This window comes from Pseudomonas sp. GM102, from assembly GCF_000282555.1.
GTDB lineage: Bacteria > Pseudomonadota > Gammaproteobacteria > Pseudomonadales > Pseudomonadaceae > Aquipseudomonas.
This window is the reverse complement of sequence record NZ_AKJB01000047.1, coordinates 12,949-29,022: the sequence shown is the minus strand read 5'-3', so window position 1 is coordinate 29,022 and position 16,074 is coordinate 12,949. Positions and strand designations below refer to the sequence as shown.

Sequence of the window (16,074 nt, the reverse complement as noted above, 5' to 3'; positions counted from 1 at the left end):
CCTCGCCACAGGGTGTTCGTTACCGGAGGGCGTTGAGGGTCGCGTTGTGGGGAATGCAGCGCTCGAAGTTGCAGCTCGCGAAGTCACGGGGCTGTTGTCGCAACTGCTCGACACGCCAGGCGGCTGTGCCATACAGCGCCAGCGTCGCCGCGCAAGTGATGAAAATGGCGAGGTATCTTTTTGTTTTGATGTTCATGGCGTTGACCTCTGAACGAATACCTTTCGGTACTGCTTTGAGCATAGGTCAGCGCCGGTGAGTTGCCATCAAAACCGGTTTTGTATGTAACCCGGTATTCAGAACGATGATGTCCCCTGTGGGAGCTGGCTTGCCAGCGATAGCGGACTGTCAGTCAGCATCATTGTTGGATGTGACGACGTCATCGCAGGCAAGCCAGCTCCCACAGGGGAGGTGTTTACAACCCGACATCCCACTCCGGTTCTTCCGGAAATCTGAGCACCAAAAAATCCAGCATGCTGCGCAACGCCGCCGGCATGTGTTTGCGTGAGGCGTACACCGCATAGATGTTCATCTGCCGAGGCTCGGCCCGGGGCAGCAGGCGGATCAGTTCGCCGCTGTGGATATGCACGCCGGCCTGGTAACTGGGCAGCATTGCCACGCCGGCCCCGGCCATCGTCGCGCGCAACAGCGTGCTGGCTTCGTTGGCGCTGATGTTGCCTTGTACCGGCACGGAGACGGGCTCGCCGTCTTGTTCGAAATGCCAGAGGCTTTTACCGAAGTAGGAGTGGGTCAGGCAGTTGTGCAGGCTCAGGTCCTCGACCCGTTGCGGCATTGGGTGTTCGCTCAGGTAAGCGGGGGAGGCGCAGATCACCGAGCGGCAGACCGTCAGTCGTCGGGCGATCAGGTTCGGGTCCAGGTCGTTGCTGGTGCGGATCGCCAGATCGATGCGTTCATCCACCAGGTTCACCGTGCGGTCGAGCATTTGCATATCGATGCTGACGCCGGGGTAACGTTTGACGTAAGCCGCCATGGCGTCCGCCAGTTGCGCCTGGCCGAACGAGGTGCTGACGCTGATCCGCAGCAGGCCTCGCGGTGCGTCGTCCGGTTCGCTGACGGCGGCTTGCATGTCGGTGGACAACTCGAGCATCTGCCGACAGCGAGGCAGCATTTCCGTACCGGCGGCGGTCAGGCTCAATTTGCGTGTGGTGCGGTGCATCAGGCGCGCGCCGACCCAATCTTCCAGCTCCGCCAGATAGCGTGAAACCACCGGCCGTGACAGGTCCAGGTGATCGGCGGCGGCCGATTGGCTGCCCAGGTCCACCACCGTAACGAACACGCGCATTGCTTGTAGACGATCCATGATTTGCCCGCTTTCAGAAACAAACTATGTTCAAGCATCGCATTTTTTGTATCGAGTCGGGCAACTAAGCTCTGTCCCATCGCCAAGCATGGCATTCGGACTACGGAGCAACAGATGATCGGCTTCACTTCAATCAAACGCATTCTTCTGGCAACTGCCACGCTTGGCTTCGCGGCCCACGCCGCGGCGGCGTCCACCTTGACGCTGGACGTCTACAACCCCGGCACCAACGCGATCTTCCCGGTGACCTCGATACTGGTCAGTGGCGAGAAGGAAGCGATTCTGGTGGACGCGCAATTCGGCAAAGCCCAGGCCGAACAGGTGGTGGAAAAAATCCGCGCCAGCGGCAAGCAACTGACCACCATCTACATCAGCCACGGTGACCCGGATTACTACTTCGGCCTCGATACCGTGACCCAGGCGTTCCCGAAAGCCAAAGTGCTGGCCTCGCAACCGACTGTTGATCACATCAAAAAAACCGTCGACGGCAAACTGGCGTTCTGGGGCCCGAAAATGGGCGCCGACGTGCCGAACAAAACCATCGTGCCGCAGGTGCTCAAGGGCGATAGCCTGATGCTGGAAGGGCAGAAATTGCAGGTGATCGGCCTGGACGGCAAGCAGCCGGATCGCAGCTTTGTGTGGATTCCGTCGATCAAGGCTGTGGTCGGTGGCGTGGTCGTCGCCGAAAACATTCACGTGTGGATGGCTGACACCCAGACCCCGCAATCCCATGCCGATTGGCTGACGACGCTGCAGGCGATCGAAGCGCTGAAGCCGAACACCATCGTGCCAGGTCACTACCTCGGTGAGAGCGCTCGCTCTCTGCCGGCGGTGCAGTTCACCGCCGATTACATCAAGGCTTTCGACGAAGAAACCGCCAAGGCGAAAGACGCTGCCGAACTGATCGGCGCAATGAAAAAACGCTACCCGACCCTGGGTGAAGAAAGCTCGCTGGAGCTGAGCGCCAAAGTCGCCAAGGGCGAGATGAAGTGGTAATCCGCTGAGATGCGAGGGGGGACGACGCAGAACCTGTAGGAGCGAGGCTTGCCCGCGAAGAATGCACCGTGGTTTTTCAGGTATTACACGTCATCGTTCTTCGCGGGCAAGCCTCGCTCCTACAGGTTCTGCGTCTAAATTGCCCCCTCGCTACAGAAAGCCCTGAGCCACACCTATACAGATTCACCCACGCCAACTGGAGAAACGTCATGAGCAACATCGCAATCATCGGTGCCACCGGTCGTGCCGGTAGCCAACTGTTGGAAGAAGCCCTGCGTCGCGGTCACAGCGTTACTGCCATCGCCCGCGACACCTCGAAAATCGCCCCGCGTGCCGGTGTCGTGAGCAAAAACGTCGACGTGCTCGATGCTGCTGCATTGCAAGCCGCCGTGGCCGGGCATGATGCGGTGATTAGCGCAGCGCACTTCTCCACCATCCCCGCCAGCGCGGTCATCGAGCCGGTGAAGAAGGCCGGGGTCAAGCGTCTGCTGGTGGTCGGCGGTGCCGGATCGCTGTTGCTGCCGAATGGCTCTCGGGTGATCGACAGCGAAGGTTTCCCGGAGGAATACAAGGCCGAGGCCAGCGCCGGTGCCGCGTTCCTGAATACCTTGCGTCAGGAACAGGACCTGGACTGGACCTTCCTGTCGCCGTCGGCAGAGTTCGTCGAAGGTGAGCGCACGAGCACGTTTCGAATCGGCAAGGATGACTTGCTGGTGAGTGCGCAGGGCCGCAGCTGGATTACCTTTGCAGACTTCGCCATTGCGTTGCTTGATGAAGTACAAACGCCGAAGCATTCCCGCCAGCGGTTTACTGTCGGGTATTGATCATCTGATCGTTCCCACGCTCTGCGTGGGAATGCCTCAACGGACGCTCCGCGTTCGGCTTTGGAAGGGACGCGGAGCGTCCCGGGCTGCATTCCCACGCGGAGCGTGGGAACGATCTATGAGCATCTCTTAGCGGCTCTGAGCCTGCTCCACCAACCACCCCATCAATTCGCGTAATTTCGGCGAAGGCGCAGGTTTCTCGGGGAACACCAGGTAATACGCCAGCCCGGTTTTCACCTTCAAATCAAAAGGCATGACCAGCCGTCCGGCACTCAGGTCATCGCCGATCAACGACCAATCGCCAATCGCTACACCTGTTCCCTGAGACGCCATCGACATCGCCAGGTCCAGGGTTTCGAAATGCTGCCCTTTGCCGACATTGCTCAGCCGAATATCCGCAGCCTTCAGCCAGGCGTTCCAGTCCCGTTCATCGCGGGTGGGGTGCAGCAACAAGTGCTGTTGCAGATCGGCCGGTGTCTGCAAGGCCATCGGCCCTTCAAGCATCGGTCGGGAACACACCGGCGTCAGTTGTTCATCGAACAGATGCTGGGAGGCCAGGGAGTTGTCCGGCGGCGTGCCATACATCACCGCCGCATCGAACTGCTCGCGATGAAAATCCACGCCGTGTTTGACCGTGGTGGTCAATTCCACCGGCACATCCGGGCGTTCTTTTTGCCACTGCAACAGCCGCGGCAACAGCCAGCGCATCACACACGTCGGGGCCTTGAGTTGCAGGGTTTCGCGCTTCTCGCCGATCTGCTCCACCGCCTCGTCGATCAGGCCGAAAATCTGCTGCACCCGTGGCAGCCACTCCCGTCCTTCGGCGGTCAGGCTCAAGCCTCGCGCCTGGCGAATGAACAGCTCATAACCCAGATGATCTTCCAGCCCGGCGATCTGCCGGCTCACCGCGCCTTGGGTGATGTGCAGTTGTTCGGCGGCCCGGGTGAAGTTGCAGCACTGCGCGGTGATCAGAAAAGTGTGCAGCGCCGGCAGGGGAGGCAATCGTTTCATTGGGATCCAAGGTATGACGTGAGGACATGGCTAGTATGACTTTTTATCCATTGTTGCGGCTACGTGTCGCCCGTTCCAATGAGGCCATCCCTGGACCTGCCAACCCATCATAAACACTGCGCAGGCCCGGCGTCTCAAACGAACAAAAAGGGCAAAGACATGGCGACGTGCGGCGAAGTATTGGTCAAGTTACTCGAAGATTACGGGGTCGAGCAGGTGTTCGGCATTCCCGGGGTGCACACCGTGGAGCTGTATCGCGGGTTGGCCCGTTCGAGCATCAACCACGTCACTCCGCGTCACGAACAGGGTGCCGGCTTCATGGCCGACGGTTACGCTCGCACCAGCGGCAAACCGGGCGTGTGCTTCATCATCACCGGCCCTGGCATGACCAACATCACCACCGCCATGGGCCAGGCTTACGCCGACTCGATCCCGATGCTGGTGATTTCCAGCGTGCAATCGCGCAGCCAATTGGGCGGCGGTCGCGGCAAGCTGCATGAGCTGCCAAACCAGAGCGCACTGGTCGGCGGCGTGGCAGCGTTCTCCCATACCTTGATGTCGGCGGCTGAATTGCCGGGCGTCCTGGCTCGCGCCTTCGCGTTGTTCCAGGCTGGCCGTCCACGTCCGGTGCACATCGAAATTCCGTTGGACGTGCTGGTCGAAGAGGCCGATGACTTGCTCGCCAGCGTGCCGGTGAACATCGACCGCGCCGGTGCTTCGCCCAGCGCGATCAGCCGCATGACCGACTGGCTGGCCGGTGCCAAGCGCCCGTTGATTCTCGCCGGTGGCGGCGCCATCGATGCCGCGGCCGAGCTGACTGAACTGGCCGAACTGCTGGACGCGCCAGTGGCCCTGACCATCAATGCCAAGGGCATGCTCGAATCCCGCCACCCGCTGCTGATCGGTTCGACCCAAAGCCTGGTAGCCACTCGCGCGCTGGTCGCCGAGGCCGACGTGGTGCTGGCCATCGGCACCGAACTGGCCGAAACCGATTACGACATCACCTTCGCCGGTGGCTTCGAAATTCCTGGCGTGCTGCTGCGCGTGGACATCGACCCCGACCAGACCGTGCGTAATTACCCGCCGAAAGTCGCGTTGGTGGCCGACTCGCGCAACGCCGCTCAGGCCTTGCTGAGTGCGCTGTCCCACAAGTCGCTGGCCGAGCGTCGCAACGATTGGGGTCAGGTGCGTGCCGCGCATTTGCGCGATGAGTTGGCCGCATCTTGGGACGCCCCGACGCTGGCCCAGACTCGCTTCCTGGAAACTGTTTTGCATGAATTGCCTAACGCGGTGTTCGTCGGCGATTCGACCCAACCGGTGTACACCGGCAACCTGACCTTCAACCCGGAACACCCGCGTCGCTGGTTCAACTCGTCCACCGGTTACGGCACCCTCGGTTACGCCTTGCCAGCAGCGATTGGTGCCTGGCTTGGTGGCCGCGTCGAAGGCGGCGCACGCCCTCCGGTGGTGTGCCTGATCGGCGACGGTGGCCTGCAATTCACTTTGCCGGAATTGGCCAGCGCGGTCGAAGCACGCACCCCGGTGATCGTCTTGCTGTGGAATAACCAGGGCTACGAAGAGATCAAGAAATACATGGTCAACCGCGCCATCGAACCGGTGGGCGTGGACATCTACACCCCCGATTTCATCGGAGTGGCCAAGGCCCTGGGGTGTGCGGCCGAGGCGATCAGCAGTGTTGACGGATTGCGTGATGCATTGCGCCTTGCCACCGATCGCCAGGGCCCGACCCTGATTGAAATCGATCAGGCCCAGTGGATGAAGGCGGTGTCAAAATGAGTTTTCCAACTACTTTGGATGGTCTGTACATCAACGGCCAATGGGCCGCCGGCAACGAACACTTGCGCGTGATCAACCCGGCGACCGAAGCCCTGTTGACCACCGTTAACGGCGGCGACGAACACGCTGTCGATCAGGCCGTCACAGCCGCGACCCATGCTTTCAAGGAATGGTCGAAAACCACCGGCGCCGAGCGCGGGGCGATCCTGCGCAGAATCGCCGCGGGCGTGCAGGCCGGTCGCGAGCAGTTGATGAAATTGCAGTCGAGCAACAACGGCAAACCACTGTTCGAAGCGGCCATCGACGTCGACGATGTGATTGCCACCTTCGAGTATTACGCCGAGCTGGCCGAAGGCCTGGACGCGAAGCAAGACAGCGCCGTGGCGTTGCCGAGCGATGATTTCAGCGCCCGTTTGCGCCGCGAACCGTGCGGTGTGGTGGGGCTGATCGTGCCGTGGAATTTCCCGATGGTCACCACTGCCTGGAAACTCGCCCCGGCCCTGGCCGCCGGTTGCTGCGTAGTGCTTAAACCGTCGGAAGTGACGCCGCTGCCAGAGCTGGAGCTGGCGACGATCATTGCCGAAGCCGGTTTGCCAAACGGTGTGTTCAATCTGGTCTGCGGGACCGGCCTGGCTGTTGGTGCGCCGCTGTCGGCTGATCCGCGCATCGCCAAGATTTCCTTCACCGGCAGCAACGCGGTGGGCGTGCAGGTGATGCAGCGAGCGGCAGAAACCGTGAAGGGTGTGAGCCTGGAATTGGGCGGCAAATCTTCGCTGCTGGTACTCGCCGATGCCGACATCGAACTGGCCGTGGAAGTGGCCTGTGGCGGTGGTTTCTTCAACGCCGGGCAAATGTGTTCCGCCACCAGCCGCGTGCTGGTTGCCGATGAGGTGGCGGAAGAATTTGTAGCGCGATTGAAGGCGCGCGCCGAAGCCATTCGCGTGGCCGACCCGTTCGATCCGAACGTGGAAATGGGCGCACTGGTCAATCAGGCGCAATACCAACGTGTGCTGGGCCACATCGATCGCGGTTTGAGCGCGGGCGCAAAGCTGATCTGCGGCGGTAATCGTCCGGCAGACCTGCCTCGCGGCTATTTTTTGCAGCCGACCCTTTTCATCGACGTGCCCCTCGACAGTGCGCTGTGGTGCGAAGAGATTTTCGGCCCAGTGATCTGCGTACGCAGTTTCAGCACTGAAGCCGAGGCGATTGCCCTGGCCAACGACAGCCTGTTTGGCCTGGTGGCCAGCGTGGTCACTCGCGATAGCGAGGCCGCGGATCGGGTCGCCAACGCTTTGCAGGCGGGGCTTGTGTGGATCAACGCGCCGCAAGTGATCTTCCCGCAGACCGCCTGGGGTGGCTACAAACAGAGCAGCATCGGCCGCGAACTGGGGCCGTGGGGCTTGCAGGCTTTCCAGGAAATAAAACACGTGATTCGGGCCGTCTGACAGCACGAAAAAGGTGAGCGCATGCCTCGTCATGAGGCATGCGCCAGCGTCATGGCTTCAATGAGTTTTTATCGATAGTCAGGTGTTTTGCACGACCTCAGGATGAACCCGCCGGTGCAGCCCAAGTCCTTTGAAACCGGGGACTGTAAGCCGATCTGGCCGCGCGGATGCAACGGTTGCGACCAACCTCATACTTAAAAAAACAAAGGGAGTCCTTCATGGGCGAGCACGATCTGAACAGACGTCAATTCATCAAAACCGTGGGCGTGGCGTCCGTGGCTGCGGCGGCCATGAGCATGCCGTTCATCAAGGCCAATGCCAGCGACACACGTTTCCAGGGCAAGACCCTGCGCCTGCTGACCTGGTCCGATGACACCGGCCTTGCAGCACTGCGCAATATCGCGGCAACCTTCGAAGCCAAGTACGGCTGCAAGGTCATTGCTGACCGCACCGGCAGCACCTCGGAAATGGTCGCCAAACTCAAGGCCGGCGGTGATCGTCCGCAGTACGACATCATCACGCTGGCCGGCGTCGGCGCCGAAGGTCTGGCCGCCGCCAACCTGCTGGAAAAACCCGATCTCAACCGCATCCCCAACCTGATCGACGTGCCGGAGCAATACCGCACTGGCGCCAACGGTCACGGTATCGGTTACCTGCTGTGGTGCAACAGCCTGGTCTATAGCACCCGCACCATCAAAGAAGCGCCGGACAGCTATGCCGCCCTATGGGACGCGGAGCTGTCACCGAACATCTTCCTACCGCCGCCGAACTGGACCGAGGCCATGGACCTGATCATCATCGCCGCCAAACTGGCCGGTGGTGACGAACACAACATCGAGCCAGGCTTCAAGAAACTCGCCGAGCTGAAAGATCGCGTCGTGACCCTGGGCGAAAACCCGAACCAGATTGCCGAGCTGTTCCGCACCGGTTCGCTGGACATGGGTGGCCTGTACGCGCCGGCGTTTTTCCCGAAACAGATTCGCGATCCGGCCTACGGTCTGGGCGCCACGTTCGGCATGAAGGAAGGCTTCTACACCGACCTGATGCTGTCGGTGATGCCGAAGAATCGTCCGGGCGATATTGACCTGGCCTACGCCTTCATCAACCACTCTCTGGACCCGCTGGTGCAGGGCAAGATGGCCGAGGATATCTACAACGGCCCGGTCAATGCCAAGGCGATCATCTCCGCCGAAGCGCGCAAGAGCCCCTACATCCTCACGCCGGAGCAGATTGCCGAGAAGGCGATCATGCACGACAACGCCTTCCTGGCCACCGTGCATGACCAATGGATTCGTCGTTACACGGAAATCTTTTCTTCCTGATCGAGTGGCGTACGCAAGCCTTCTGGGACACCACAGATCCAATGTGGGAGCGAGCTTTTGTGGCGAGGGGGCTTGCCCCCGTTGGGGCGCGAAGCGGCCCTGAATCCTGTCATCGCGGTGCATCAGGTGCACCGCATGAAATGGTTTACGACTGCTTCGCAGTCGAACGGGGGCAAGCCCCCTCGCCACAAAGCCCGCTCCCACAGGGTTCAACGTGGTTTCCAGTCTTGTGTTCGTTCAGCTGCTTTCCATTGACGAGACCCTTTGCTATGGAACACCAACCTCTGACCCATCCGGTAAGCGCCGCACCCGTGCGCATCAACCGGGGTGTCTCACCGACGGCGCGCGCCTGGCTTTTCCTCTCGCCGTCGATGCTGTTTCTCGGCGTGCTGATTGCCGCCAGCCTTTTGGTGCTGCGCATGAGCGTCGGTACCAAAGGTGCGGAGTGGTCCGGCTTCAGCCTGGCCAGTTACGCCCAATTGCTGGAACCCTATTACCTCAAATCCTTGCTGCTGACGTTGCGCCTGGCGCTGATCAGCGCGGTGATTGCGGTGTTGCTGGCGATCCCGGTGGCCTACACCATGTCGCGGCTGACCTCACCGTTTGTGCGGCGGATCTTCCTTGCGGCGGTGCTGCTGCCCTTGCTGGTCAACCTGCTGCTGCAAAGCTACGGCTGGCTGGTGATTCTCGGCCCCGGCGGCATGCTCAATCAGGCGCTGATGGGCCTGGGCCTGATCAAGCGGCCGATCATGCTGCTGTACAACCAGAACGGCGTGTTGATGGGCCTGGTGCAAACCGCGTTCCCGTTGGCCGTGCTGCCGATTGCCAGCGCCATGCGCGGCGTTGCCCGCACTTACGAAGAGGCCGCAGCAACACTTGGCGCCAGTCGCTTGCAGGTATTTCGCCAAGTGGTGTTGCCGATGAGTTTGCCGGGGATTATTACTGGCGCGACGTTGGTGTTTGCCTACAACGCCAGTAGCTTCGTGGTACCGCTGCTGCTCGGTGGTCGACGCGTGCCGATGCTGGCGGTGATGGTGCATGACCAGATCGCCCCGCTGATGAACTGGCCCGCCGCGTCCGCTGCCGGTGTGGTGCTGATCGTCACCACTCTGGCGATCATGACCTTGTCCGAATACATCACTGGCCGTCGTCGGCGCATGCTGGAGGCTTCCCAATGAGCACCCTGATCAAGAAGCGCCATTCGCTGCTGCCAGGCGATACCGGCAAGTTCGCCGGCATCCTGTCGGGCTTCATTTTGCTGCTGGCGGTGCTGCCGATTTTGACCATGATCGTCATGTCGTTCAGCGGCGCATCGAACCTCGACTTCCCGCCCAGCAGCTATAGCCTGCAATGGTACAAAGCTGCCTGGAACACCTTCGTGTCGCCGGATTCCAGCGACGTGCTGAGCCTCGGCAAAGCCATGACCACCAGCCTGATGGTGGCCTGCCTGACCATGATTTTCGCCACGATTATCGCGGTGCCGGCAGCCTATGCCCTGACCCGTTGCGAGTTTCGCGGCAAGGCCGTGGCGCTGCAATTGATGTCGCTGCCACTGGTGTTCCCGATGGTGGTGTTGGGCCTGGCCTTGCTGCTGGTGTTCGACAGCCTGCCGTTCCAGATCACCACCTCGCGGCTGGTGATTGCCCACGTGATCCTGGCGCTGCCGTTCGTGGTGAAAAACTGCACGGCGGCGATGCTCTCCATCGGCAGCGAAGTCGAAGAGGCCGCGCAGATGCTCGGTGCTTCACCGACTCGGGCGATTGTCGATGTGGTGGTGCCGTTGATGAAGTCGGGGATTCTGGCGGGCATGCTGCTGGCGTTCATCGTTTCGTTCAACGAATTCACCGTGACCTATTTCCTCTACACCATCGACGTCATGACCGTGCCGATCTGGATGTACAGCCGCACCGTGTCTTCGCTCGACCCTACCGTTTTCTCGTTTGCCGTGCTGATCGTGCTGATCGACTTCGTGCTCATTTGGGCGCTGGAAAAGTTGGTTGGCGAAGGCGGCGTATCGTTCTGATTCTTGAGGTGATTCACATGACTGGTCTGATTCTGGAAAACGTCGAGAAACATTACGGCTCGGCCTGCGCGGTAAAGGATGTGAACCTGCATTTGCCCGAGGGCAAACTGGTGTGTTTCCTCGGCCCTTCGGGCTGCGGTAAAACCACCTTGCTACGGATGATCGCCGGGCTGGAAACCCTGACTGGTGGCGAGATTCGCCTGGACGGTGAAGACATCGGCCATACGCCGGCGCATCAGCGTAATTTCGGCATGGTGTTTCAATCGCTGGCGCTGTTTCCGCACATGACGGTGGGGGAGAACATCGCTTATCCGCTGAAATTGCGCGGGGTCAGCAAGGCTGATCAACAGGCGCGGGTGGTGGAGTTGCTGGAGCTGATCCAGCTGCAGGAAATGATTGATCGCCCGGTGGCGAAACTCTCTGGCGGACAACGTCAGCGCGTGGCGATTGCCCGGGCGATTGCCTCGCGGCCGAAAATCCTCCTGCTCGATGAACCGCTGTCGGCGCTGGACGCCAAGCTGCGCGAGTCGATGCAGGTGGAAATCCGTCAGCTGCAACAACGTTTGAACATCACCACCATCATGGTCACCCACGACCAGCGCGAAGCCATGACCATGGCCGATATCGTGGTGGTGCTGGGGGAACATCGGGTGCAGCAGGTGGGCTCGCCGATTGAAATCTACCGGCATCCGGCCAATGAATTCGTCGCGGACTTTATTGGTTCGGGGAACATTTTCCCGGCCACTGCGCTGGGCAATGGCAAGGTCGGGCTACCCGGTGGCGATGCCTTGGAAGTGCCGATCTGCAGCAGCATTGTGGTGGGGGAGAAGGTGAAGATGCTGATTCGCCCTGAGGATCTGCAACTGTCGCAACCCCAAGCCACGGCGGGCAATCGCTTGCTCGGGAAGGTGACGTTTGTGCGCGATATTGGCGCGACGATTGAAACGACTGTCGAGTGTTCCGGGGTGTCGTTTACCGCGTTGAGCACGCCGTGTCAGGGGGTTGGGTTGAGCATTGGCAATCCGGTGTCGGTGACATTGCCGGCTGAGGCGTGCCGAGTGTTGAGCGCCTAAAAAAACACCACTGTACCTGTAGGAGCTAGGCTTGCCCGCGAAGGCGTCTTATTGGCCAACACTAATGTTGAATATGAAATCACCTTCGCGGGCAAGCCTCGCTCCTACGGGTTGTGTGTTAATCCTGTTATACACTCAACCGCAGCCGCGCCAAATCCCGGAGCGGCGGCGCGCCAAACAATCGGCTGTACTCCCGGCTGAATTGCGAAGGGCTTTCATACCCCACCCGATAACCCGCCGCCGAAGCTTCCAGCCCTTCGGCCAGCATTAACCGCCGCGCCTCCTGCAGGCGCAACTGCTTCTGATATTGCAGCGGACTCATCGCCGTCATCGCCTTGAACCGGTGATGCAATGTCGACACGCTCAGGTTCACTTCCCGCGCCAGATCATCAATGCGCAGCGGTTGCTCATAATTGCCGTTGAGCCATTTGATCGCCTGGCTGATGCGATGGCTCTGGCTGTTGGCGATGGCAATCTCGTACAGCCGATGCCCCTGCTGGCTGCGCAACAGCCGATACAGAATCTCCCGACGAATCAGCGGCGCCAGCATGGCGATGTCTTTGGGTGTGTCCAGCAAACGTGCCAGACGCAGCACGGCATCGAGCATTGCCGTGTCGATCTGCTCCACATAGAGGCCGCGGCCGGTGGGCCGTGTGGGGACGCCGATGGGGCCGGCGTCGGCAATCAGCGCGGTGATTTCTGCGGGATCAATGTCCAGCCGCACGGCGAGGATCGGTTCCTCGGGCGAGACATTCACCACCCGCCCGCTCAACGGCATCGAGACCGAGACCACCAGGTAATTCAGCGGGTCGTAATTGAAGTATTCATCCGCCAGCCGCACTTCCTTGCGCCCCTGGGCCATGATGCACAGGGCCGGTTGCGCCAGCACTGGGGCGAAGTCATGGTTTTGACTGTGGCGCGACATGAACAGCGAACCGACGGCGGTGGCATAAGTGCCATCCTCCATCGTGTTACGACGGATGAGGGCGGCCAGTTCCGCGCGCTGTTTTTCCATGTCGGCATCCAGCGGGGCTTGAAAATGATCGAGCGACGACATGCTGGGCATCCTCGGTGACGCGTTGGTAATGGGCTGAGCTTAAATTTGTGCAAGGGACAGCGGTAGACACATCCTGCCAAAAGCTTGCCTGATTCTGCACGGAGCGAATACGCGATGCTGCTATGGCAGGGCAGCGCCGGGAAAACTTGCTTGAAAGTCGTATTGCAGCGATGTGATAGCGGTTTACATGTTGTTACAGACGTTTTTTTCAACCGCGCAGGATTGTGCAACAAGCCGGCAGGAATCGACTAACGACAGCTGCGACACGCCGCCTAATCTTGGATCCTGTCGCAGCCCGTCCCCGGCTGCCACTGGATGACCTGGGAGGGTTGAACATGTCTACGCAAATCCCCGTCAGTCATATGGCCTTCGTCCGCGCCCGCGCCGGGCGCTCGGCAGAACTCGGTGCACGCCTGAGCGCCCTGATCGAGCCGTCGCGCAACGCGCCGGGTTGCCTGAGCTTTGCCCTGCAGCACTCGCAATGCGATCCCGAGCTGTGGCTGGTGTCCGGTTTCTGGGACAACCAACAGGCCATGACCGCTTACTTCGGCAGCCCGGCGATGCAGATTTTTGCCGAGCTGGTGCAGGAACTGGTGGTCAATAGCCTGGATTTCCATACCTTCAAGGATGTCTCGGCGGCCCAGGCCCTTGGCCAGTCCCAGGCAGCGGTACACAAACTTGTCGGTTGAGGGTTTAATGGCGCAATTCTCCATTAGCCAGGATCCGCGACATGGCACGCAAAGCCTTTGAACACTTCGAAGCCGTTTCAGCAGTAGTACCGTGCGAGGGCGGTTACCACGCCGCGATTGCCGTCAAAGCCCTCGGCGGTTCCGGTGCCCCGACTTTTCACAAAGTGCTGGAAGGCCAGACCTTCAAGACCGCTCATGAAGCCGACGAGGCCGCAGCCAAAGAGCTGACCCGCCTCAAAGACGTTAAAGAAGACGCCGACCTGCTCTGGTAATCACTTGACCGCCCCCGGGCGGAACATCTTGAACAATGCCTCTGGCCCCAGCTGAAAATAATCCGCCGGCCCGCCGCCGCGCAGAATCGGTTCTGCCGCGGCGGTGTCGTACACCCCATCCTTCAACAGCCATTTGGCGATGTGCACGGCAACCACTTCACCGAGAATCAGCCAGCTCGGCACCACTTCCTTGTTGGCGCGCTGCAACTGAATGATCTGCGTGACCTTGCACTCGAAGGACACCGGGCTTTCGGCGACCCGTGGCACCTGAATGATTTTCGACGCAACGGTGGTCAGCCCGGACAATTCGAACTCGTTGACCTCAGGCCCGACCATGGCGCAGCTCTGGTTCATCTGCTCGGCCAGTGGGCGGGTCGCCAGGTTCCAGGCGAATTCGCCGGTCTGCTCGATATTGTTCAGGCTGTCTTTGCGCCCGACGCTGGAAAAACCAATGATCGGCGGAATGTAGTTGAAGGCATTGAAAAAGCTGTAGGGCGCCAGGTTCAGGCGACCGTTGGCGTCGTGGGAAGAAATCCATCCGATAGGACGCGGGCCGACGATGGCGTTGAACGGATCATGCGGCAGGCCGTGGCCGTTGGCGGGTTCGTAGAAGTGGATGTCGTCGGGCATACAGTGAATTCCTGGGGACGTTCGGGAGGCGATCATGGTGCAAGGGCCAGCGGCATATTTCCAGTCCATCCTCGATCACTGTGGGAGCGGGCTTGCCCGCGATAGCGGTTTAACAGTCACACAGATGTTGAATGTTACGGCCTCATCGCGGGCAAGCCCGCTCCCACAGGGTTTGGGTTGAGGCAAATAAAAAGGGGCAGACCCGTTAAGGTCTGCCCCTGTTTTTATTGCGCGGGCGGACTCAGTCCGTCTCGATCCGCGAATGTTTGCGGGTGTCTTTCATGGTGATGTACACCAGCAACGACACCGCGATGCACGCCGTGACATACCAGTAGTAACCGGTTTCCATGCCGATGCTCTTGAACCACAGCGCGATGTATTCAGCAGTACCGCCGAAGATCGACACGGTCAGTGCGTACGGCAGGCCGACGCCCAGCGCACGGATCTCGGTCGGGAACAGCTCAGCTTTGACCACCGCGTTGATCGAGGTGTAGCCGCTGACGATGATCAGCGCCGCCATGATCAGGAAGAACGCGCCCCACCAGCTCTGGATAGTGTGCAGGGTGGTCAGGATCGGTACGGTGAACAGCGTCCCCAGAATACCGAAGGCAATCAGGATCGGACGACGACCGACTTTATCCGACAGCCCGCCGATGATCGGTTGCAGGCACATGAACAGGAACAGCGTGGCCGCAGAAATCGTGGTGGAGTCGGAAATGCTCATGCCGACGGTGTTCACCAGGTATTTCTGCATGTACGTGGTGTAGGTGTAGAACGCCAGCGTACCGCCCATGGTCAGGCCGACCACGGTCATCAGTTCCTTGGGATGACGCAGCAAGGTGCGCATGGCGCTTTCCTTGGCCTTTTCCTTCTTGGTGAACGACTCGGTTTCTTCCATGCCACGACGCAGGTAGAGCGCGACCACGGCACACAGCGCGCCGATGGCGAACGGAATGCGCCAGCCCCAGGCGTACAGCTCTTCGGTGGTCAGGACGTTTTGCAGCACGATCAGCACACCCAAAGCGATGAGCTGGCCGGAGATCAACGTCACGTACTGGAAGCTGGAGTAGAAGCCGCGACGGTCCTTGGTGGCCATCTCGCTGAGGTACGTCGCCGAGGTGCCGTACTCGCCACCGACCGACAGGCCCTGCAGCAGGCGGGCGAAAATCAGCAGGATCGGTGCGCCAATGCCGATGGTTTCATATCCAGGGCTCAGGGCAATCAGCAGCGAGCCGAAACACATCAGATACACCGAAGCCATCAGTGCTTTCTTGCGACCGGCCTTGTCGGCGTAGAGACCCATCAGCCAGCCACCGATAGGGCGCATCAGGAAGCCCACGGCGAAGATCGCGGCGGTGTTGAGCAGTTGTGCGGTGGTGTCGCCTTTGGGGAAGAAGGCTTTGGCGAAGTACAAGGAGAAGGCGGCGTAGACGTACCAGTCGTACCACTCGACCATGTTGCCGACAGAACCGCTGAAGATCGATTTGATCCGGCTGGCGGTGGTTCTTTCTTTGACCGGCAGGGCAGCCGACCCAAGGGGCAGGGTGTTGGAGTTATCCATTGAAGGATCCTCGTTTAATTGTTTTTGTGGAGCGCGTGTAAACGCAGCCTGCTGG

The 16,074-nt window shown here is 60.4% G+C and carries 16 protein-coding genes; 10 read left to right on the top strand and 6 right to left on the bottom strand.

Annotated elements, in window-relative coordinates:
• Positions 1 to 19: 19 nt before the first annotated feature.
• Together PMI18_RS31220 and PMI18_RS20150 are read right to left on the bottom strand one after the other, a co-directional pair.
• Positions 20 to 196 (bottom strand): hypothetical protein, encoded by a 177-nt coding sequence (locus tag PMI18_RS31220; RefSeq protein ID WP_007898397.1) that lies wholly within the window; start codon positions 194 to 196, stop codon positions 20 to 22.
• Between the two features lie 217 nt (positions 197 to 413).
• Positions 414 to 1,319, bottom strand: coding sequence for a LysR family transcriptional regulator (locus PMI18_RS20150; protein ID WP_202949737.1), 906 nt, complete (start codon positions 1,317 to 1,319; stop codon positions 414 to 416).
• Positions 1,320 to 1,433: 114 nt separating this feature from the next.
• Between PMI18_RS20150 and PMI18_RS20155 the strand changes: the two genes are divergently transcribed.
• Both PMI18_RS20155 and PMI18_RS20160 read left to right on the top strand, forming a co-directional pair.
• Positions 1,434 to 2,315: an MBL fold metallo-hydrolase gene (locus PMI18_RS20155; protein ID WP_007898388.1), complete on the top strand. Its 882-nt coding sequence runs from the start codon at positions 1,434 to 1,436 to the stop codon at positions 2,313 to 2,315.
• Positions 2,316 to 2,524: 209 nt separating this feature from the next.
• Positions 2,525 to 3,139, top strand: coding sequence for an NAD(P)-dependent oxidoreductase (locus PMI18_RS20160; RefSeq protein WP_007898386.1), 615 nt, complete (start codon positions 2,525 to 2,527; stop codon positions 3,137 to 3,139).
• Positions 3,140 to 3,268: 129 nt separating this feature from the next.
• On the opposite strand, the gene PMI18_RS20165 is transcribed toward PMI18_RS20160, so the two are convergent.
• On the bottom strand, positions 3,269 to 4,150 hold the full coding sequence (locus PMI18_RS20165) for a LysR substrate-binding domain-containing protein (protein WP_007898384.1): 882 nt from the start codon (positions 4,148 to 4,150) through the stop codon (positions 3,269 to 3,271).
• A 159-nt stretch (positions 4,151 to 4,309) separates the two neighbouring features.
• Between PMI18_RS20165 and PMI18_RS20170 the strand changes: the two genes are divergently transcribed.
• The 6 genes from PMI18_RS20170 (at position 4,310) to PMI18_RS20195 (ending at position 11,810) form a co-directional block, all read left to right on the top strand.
• Positions 4,310 to 5,947, top strand: a complete 1,638-nt coding sequence (locus tag PMI18_RS20170; protein WP_007898371.1) for a 5-guanidino-2-oxopentanoate decarboxylase — start codon at positions 4,310 to 4,312, stop codon at positions 5,945 to 5,947.
• The gene (locus PMI18_RS20175) at positions 5,944 to 7,392 is read left to right on the top strand and encodes an aldehyde dehydrogenase family protein (RefSeq protein ID WP_007898369.1); all 1,449 of its coding nucleotides are present in this window, start codon (positions 5,944 to 5,946) and stop codon (positions 7,390 to 7,392) included. The genes PMI18_RS20170 and PMI18_RS20175 overlap by 4 nt, the downstream gene beginning before the upstream one ends.
• Positions 7,393 to 7,610: 218 nt before the next feature.
• Positions 7,611 to 8,714, top strand: coding sequence for an ABC transporter substrate-binding protein (locus tag PMI18_RS20180; RefSeq protein ID WP_007898368.1), 1,104 nt, complete (start codon positions 7,611 to 7,613; stop codon positions 8,712 to 8,714).
• A gap of 269 nt (positions 8,715 to 8,983) precedes the next feature.
• Positions 8,984 to 9,892 carry an ABC transporter permease gene (locus tag PMI18_RS20185; RefSeq protein WP_007898367.1) on the top strand — a complete coding sequence of 303 codons (909 nt, stop codon included), beginning with the start codon at positions 8,984 to 8,986 and terminating at the stop codon, positions 9,890 to 9,892.
• Positions 9,889 to 10,737, top strand: coding sequence for an ABC transporter permease (locus PMI18_RS20190; protein WP_007898366.1), 849 nt, complete (start codon positions 9,889 to 9,891; stop codon positions 10,735 to 10,737). The genes PMI18_RS20185 and PMI18_RS20190 overlap by 4 nt, the downstream gene beginning before the upstream one ends.
• A 17-nt stretch (positions 10,738 to 10,754) precedes the next feature.
• A complete protein-coding gene (locus tag PMI18_RS20195) occupies positions 10,755 to 11,810 on the top strand; it encodes an ABC transporter ATP-binding protein (RefSeq protein ID WP_007898364.1) in 1,056 nt (351 codons plus the stop codon).
• 127 nt (positions 11,811 to 11,937) lie between these two features.
• On the opposite strand, the gene PMI18_RS20200 is transcribed toward PMI18_RS20195, so the two are convergent.
• Positions 11,938 to 12,867: an AraC family transcriptional regulator gene (locus PMI18_RS20200; RefSeq protein WP_007898362.1), complete on the bottom strand. Its 930-nt coding sequence runs from the start codon at positions 12,865 to 12,867 to the stop codon at positions 11,938 to 11,940.
• A 335-nt stretch (positions 12,868 to 13,202) separates the two neighbouring features.
• On the opposite strand from PMI18_RS20200, the gene PMI18_RS20205 reads away from it, so the two are divergent.
• Together PMI18_RS20205 and PMI18_RS20210 are read left to right on the top strand one after the other, a co-directional pair.
• Positions 13,203 to 13,556: a putative quinol monooxygenase gene (locus tag PMI18_RS20205; RefSeq protein ID WP_007898360.1), complete on the top strand. Its 354-nt coding sequence runs from the start codon at positions 13,203 to 13,205 to the stop codon at positions 13,554 to 13,556.
• A gap of 41 nt (positions 13,557 to 13,597) precedes the next feature.
• Positions 13,598 to 13,828 (top strand): hypothetical protein, encoded by a 231-nt coding sequence (locus PMI18_RS20210; protein ID WP_007898359.1) that lies wholly within the window; start codon positions 13,598 to 13,600, stop codon positions 13,826 to 13,828.
• Here PMI18_RS20210 and PMI18_RS20215 read toward each other — a convergent pair whose 3' ends face one another.
• Positions 13,829 to 14,458 (bottom strand): flavin reductase family protein, encoded by a 630-nt coding sequence (locus PMI18_RS20215; protein WP_007898358.1) that lies wholly within the window; start codon positions 14,456 to 14,458, stop codon positions 13,829 to 13,831.
• Positions 14,459 to 14,699: 241 nt separating this feature from the next.
• Positions 14,700 to 16,019, bottom strand: a complete 1,320-nt coding sequence (locus PMI18_RS20220; protein ID WP_007898356.1) for an MFS transporter — start codon at positions 16,017 to 16,019, stop codon at positions 14,700 to 14,702.
• Positions 16,020 to 16,074: the final 55 nt, after the last annotated feature.